This is a genomic window from Noviherbaspirillum denitrificans (genome assembly GCF_002211445.1).
GTDB classification, from domain to species: domain Bacteria; phylum Pseudomonadota; class Gammaproteobacteria; order Burkholderiales; family Burkholderiaceae_D; genus Noviherbaspirillum; species Noviherbaspirillum denitrificans.
The window spans coordinates 1,392,386-1,396,803 of record NZ_LSTO01000001.1 but is presented as its reverse complement, the minus strand read 5'-3'; the positions used below and the strand labels follow the sequence as shown (position 1 = coordinate 1,396,803).

Below are 4,418 nucleotides of genomic sequence, written 5' to 3'. Positions count from 1 at the left end.
AGCGCACAACCTGGTGGAGCGGGCGCGCAAGATGTACACCGCCGAGCTGGACCAGGCGGGATTGCGTTCGCTGCGCCTCACCGCCCCCGCCGCCTTGAAGAAAACACTGGACCGCCTGTACCGCCAGTGGAATGCACTCAATAACGCGCAGGAAAGCGATTACCAGGTGTATCCGGACGTGCCGGAAAAATTCTCCTTCGCCTTGCAGCAGGTCATTGCCGACATCACCGAGTACATGGCGGAGAATCCGGCGCTATTCGATGCCGGACTGCAGCAGTTCTATTTCGACGCGCTGCATTTTTCGCGCATGGCGGAAGTGTTCGGCACGCATTCGCTGTTCGACATCAGCAAGCCGCGCCCGCGCGGGTCGGTGCTGTGCATCCGCAACGTAATCCCTGCCGCGTTCCTCCGCCCGCGCTTCGAAACCGCACATACGGCGACGCTGTTTTCCGCGACCTTGCGGCCGGTGGATTTCTACATCGACATGCTGGGCCTGCCGGAAGACACGGTGTTCATCGAAGTCGCCTCGCCCTTCGAGGCCGCGCAACTACGCGTGCGCATCGCGCGCGGCATTTCCACCCGCTACCAGGACCGCGATGCATCGCTCGATCCGATCGCGGAACTGATTGCGCGCCAGTACGAGGAACAGCCCGGCAACTACCTCGCCTTCTTCAGCAGTTTCGATTACCTGCAGAAAGCGGCGCAGCGTTTCGCCGCGCGCTTCCCCGGCATTCCCTTCTGGGAGCAGTCGCGCGGCATGGACGAGCCGGCGCGCGATGCTTTCCTCGCGCGCTTCACGCCGGACGGACGCGGCATCGGCTTCGCGGTGCTCGGCGGCTCCTTCGGCGAAGGCATCGACTTGCCGGGCGAGCGCCTGGTCGGCGCCTTCATTGCCACACTCGGCCTGCCGCAGCTCAATCCCGTCAACGAGCACATCATGCAGCGCATGCAGGAAAGCTTTGGCACGGGTTACGACTACACCTATCTCTATCCCGGCCTGCAAAAGGTGGTGCAAGCGGCGGGACGGGTAATTCGCACAAAGACTGACCGCGGCACAGTGTGGCTGATCGATGACCGCTTCGCTCGGCAGAACGTGCTGCGCCTGCTGCCCTCATGGTGGAAGGTCGAGCGCCATTGATGCGCAGCATTGCTGTCTGCGCAAGGCCAAGCTTTCATTCGCTTGCGGGATTTCAAGATGGCCCGTGCAGTCAAACCGGCGCGGCGATGGGGCGCCGTCATTCTGCATGGAGAGCTTATGGGATGGTTCACGCGCAATGATGTGCCGGCCGCGCTGCTGGCGTCGGTCCTTCTCGCGCCGCTGGCAGCGGCTGCTGCGGATACAGGCATGCATCGCTTGTCCGAAGACGACATGCGGCGCGTCGCCGCGCAAGGCCTGGCGGACCGCTTCCTGCAACGCATCGCGCTATACGCCGCCAACGGCATCGCGATCGAGGTGACCGGCGACACCGCGCGCCTGCTCAATCCGGTCGGCGACGCCTTCGCCGGCCTGCTCGATGCGGACATCAGCTTCAGGGATGCCATGTACAACCCGGCCAATCCGGCGACCATTGTCGACCGCGACGGCAGCGTCCTGGTGCGCCTGCCCTCCACGGTCGGCGAGGTCGGCATCCGCAATATCCGCGTGCGCGGCTCCAACGGCGCCAGCTTCGGCAGCGTGACCATCCGCGACCTCGACATGGGCGGCACCACGATCCGCGTGACACAGCGCTGATGCCTTGATCTTCCGTCTTTCGCTGGTTAATATACTGTATTTATATACAGTATATTAACCATGCCGGACGACGACTTTTCACCTGATCCGCAGCCGGTTTTCCTCCATCGTCCAGTCTCCGCGCGCAAGGGCCGGGGCGCTGTGACGAACCTGCAGGGACGCTACGAAACCGAGGTCCGTGAAGAGATCGACGATGGTTGGCTGCGCGAGGAAGAAGGCGCACCCGCCTACCGGACCGAAGTGGTCGAAGAGCACGCGAAAAGCATCCTCACGCGCAATGCCTCGCCGGATGTGCCGTTCGATGTGTCGCTCAATCCCTATCGCGGCTGCGAGCACGGCTGCATCTACTGCTTCGCGCGGCCGACGCACAGTTACCTCGGCCTGTCGCCCGGGCTGGATTTCGAGAGCCGGATTTACGCCAAGGTGAATGCGCCGGAACTCCTGCGCCGCGAACTCGCGAAGCCGTCATGGACGCCCGAATCCATCGCACTGGGCGTCAACACCGATGCCTACCAGCCTTGCGAGCGCAGCCTGCGGCTGACGCGGCGGGTGCTGGAAGTGCTGCACGACTGCGGCAATCCGGTGGCAGTCATCACCAAGTCTTCGCTGATCGAACGCGACATCGACCTGCTTGCCGCGATGGCAGCCAGGCGACAGGCGATTGCGGCCGTCACGATCACCACCCTCGATCCCGCCATCGCGCGCACGCTGGAACCGCGCGCGGCGGCACCGGCGCGCCGCCTGCGCACGATACGCACGCTCACCGATGCCGGCATCCCGGTCGGCGTGAGCATCGCGCCGGTGATTCCCTTCGTCACCGAACCGGACCTGGAACGCGTGCTTGCCGCTGCAGCGGATGCCGGCGCGGTTGCGGCCAGCTTCATCGTGCTGCGCCTGCCGTGGGAAGTGAATCCGTTGTTCCAGCAATGGCTGGAAGCACATTTCCCCGACCGCGCGCGGCGCGTGATGAACCGTTTGCGCGACATGCGCGGCGGGAAGGAATACGACGCCAGCTTCGGCAAGCGCATGCATGGCGAGGGTGTATGGGCCGACCTGATCCGGCAGCGTTTCGACAAGGCGGTCGCGCGGCTGGGGCTGGGATCGCGGTCCAGAGGTTATGCGGCGCTCGACGCGTCTCAGTTCAGGAGGCCGGCGGCGGAAGGACAGTTCGAGTTGTTTTAAGGCGGGTCATCATGCTGTCACACTTGCCCGCTAACATGCCTTCCATCTGCTGTACATGCAACCGATACGCATGACGGCAGGCAGGTGTGCCGCTGATCCCGAAAAGACACGGGGTGGCACACCGACCACCCCGCATTCATCTCTCTCGTTCGATCAGCCGAGGGCCGTCACGGTCAGGATCGCGTTGGTATCGGCGCTCAGCGTCGCCACCCCGGTCAGTTGCACGGTCACGGCGGCGGCCGCTTCGTTATTCCAGTAGGTCAGGTTGTCGCTCGCCGAATCGAAGAACCATTCGCCATGTGCATTCACCGCGCCCGCATTGGCTTCCGCCACGGTATGGAAGTCGCCGTTGGTATTGTCAGGATTCGCAACGCTGACCTGGTCGCCAACCGCAAGTCCGTTGATGACCTTGAAGTTGGTGGCATCCGCGTTCGCGAAAACGAAACGGTCCGTGACAGCAGTCGCCGTACCGGTCGCCTGTCCCGATGCCGCGATGGGCGTCGGCGTGGCGGCGTCGATGGCGGCCAGGCCGGCGGTCAGGCTGGCCGGGGTTTCGTTGATGTCCTGCATCAGCGTGGCCTGCTTGTGCTCATCGACTTCAATACCGCGCGTCAGCTGCAGGTCGGCCGAGGTAACGGCGGCTTGCATGCGGTTGGCGATGAAGGCCTTGCCCGGCGTGCCGTCGGGCGTCCCCAGTCCGGCGTCGATCATCGTGGAGACCACGCGGCCGCGCTCCTGGCCGGCAGTCAGCTGGGCATTCCAGTAGGCGAGTCCATCCGCGTCCGGCGCCTTGCCGAAAACGTTGGTGTAGACGGCGGTGAGGAAGGCACTGTTGCTCATCGTGTCGGGGTAGATCGCCTTGACGACGGGCAGGCTGAAGATGATGTCGGTCACCTGGTCGAGCGTCTTGCCTCCGGTGACTTCAGCGGTCCAGTATTCGAGGCCGGACTTCTCGGGTGCGCGGTTGAACGCGCCAAGGTAGATCTTGGTAATAGCTGTTTGTGTGGCGGTCAGTGCCATGGTGTGCTCTCCTGCATTGAAGGAATCGGTTTGCCTTGCTGCAAGGGAGATCATAGGTGCCATACGGCAGGCCCTTTTGCGCATGGGCAAACGTGCCGGGCACTGAGATGGAGCAACATCAAATGGGAGCCGGAATGCTTTTCCCACGGGAAAAACACGCACTGGTGAACCTGCTACCCGGGAAACCGTCTACAGCCAAAAGCAAGGCGCACAGCGATGCCCCTGCGATCCCCCTTTGTCCCTTGCCAATTGGAGCCGACCGTATGAACCTGATGATCACCGGACACCATGTGGATGTCAGCCAATCCTTGCGCGAATACGTTGAAAACAAGCTGGATCGCGTGGTCCGCCACTTCGACCAGATCATCGATATTGCGGTGATCCTGGGCATCGAGAAACCGTCGGAAAAGGAAAAGCGCCAGCGCGCCGAGGTCAATATGCGGCTCAAGGGCAATGTCATCCATGTGGAACATTTCGCCGAGGA

General features: G+C 63.1%; 5 protein-coding genes. 4 read left to right on the top strand and 1 reads right to left on the bottom strand.

Features of this window, described 5'->3' with window-relative positions:
• The 3 genes from AYR66_RS06935 to AYR66_RS06925 form a co-directional block, all read left to right on the top strand.
• A partial coding sequence (locus AYR66_RS06935; RefSeq protein WP_141104181.1) for an ATP-dependent DNA helicase occupies positions 1-1,138 on the top strand: 1,138 nt, incomplete at its 5' end.
• A gap of 117 nt (positions 1,139-1,255) precedes the next feature.
• Complete coding sequence (locus AYR66_RS06930; RefSeq protein WP_088706904.1) at positions 1,256-1,732, top strand: hypothetical protein; 477 nt, start codon at positions 1,256-1,258, stop codon at positions 1,730-1,732.
• Between the two features lie 60 nt (positions 1,733-1,792).
• Positions 1,793-2,914: a PA0069 family radical SAM protein gene (locus AYR66_RS06925; RefSeq protein WP_088706903.1), complete on the top strand. Its 1,122-nt coding sequence runs from the start codon at positions 1,793-1,795 to the stop codon at positions 2,912-2,914.
• Between the two features lie 153 nt (positions 2,915-3,067).
• On the opposite strand, the gene AYR66_RS06920 is transcribed toward AYR66_RS06925, so the two are convergent.
• Positions 3,068-3,934 carry a DUF4214 domain-containing protein gene (locus tag AYR66_RS06920; protein WP_170942088.1) on the bottom strand — a complete coding sequence of 289 codons (867 nt, stop codon included), beginning with the start codon at positions 3,932-3,934 and terminating at the stop codon, positions 3,068-3,070.
• 263 nt (positions 3,935-4,197) lie between these two features.
• Here AYR66_RS06920 and hpf point away from each other — a divergent pair.
• Positions 4,198-4,418 (top strand): ribosome hibernation-promoting factor, HPF/YfiA family (gene hpf, locus AYR66_RS06915; RefSeq protein WP_141104180.1); only part of this gene is annotated, 221 nt, incomplete at its 3' end.

Excerpts from the sequence above, each read along its gene's own strand:
- AYR66_RS06925 (WP_088706903.1), top strand. The coding sequence starts at position 1,793 with ATGCCGGACGACGACTTTTCACCTGATCCGCAGCCGGTTTTCCTCCAT.
- AYR66_RS06930 (WP_088706904.1), top strand. The coding sequence starts at position 1,256 with ATGGGATGGTTCACGCGCAATGATGTGCCGGCCGCGCTGCTGGCGTCG.
- AYR66_RS06920 (WP_170942088.1), bottom strand. The coding sequence starts at position 3,934 with ATGGCACTGACCGCCACACAAACAGCTATTACCAAGATCTACCTTGGC.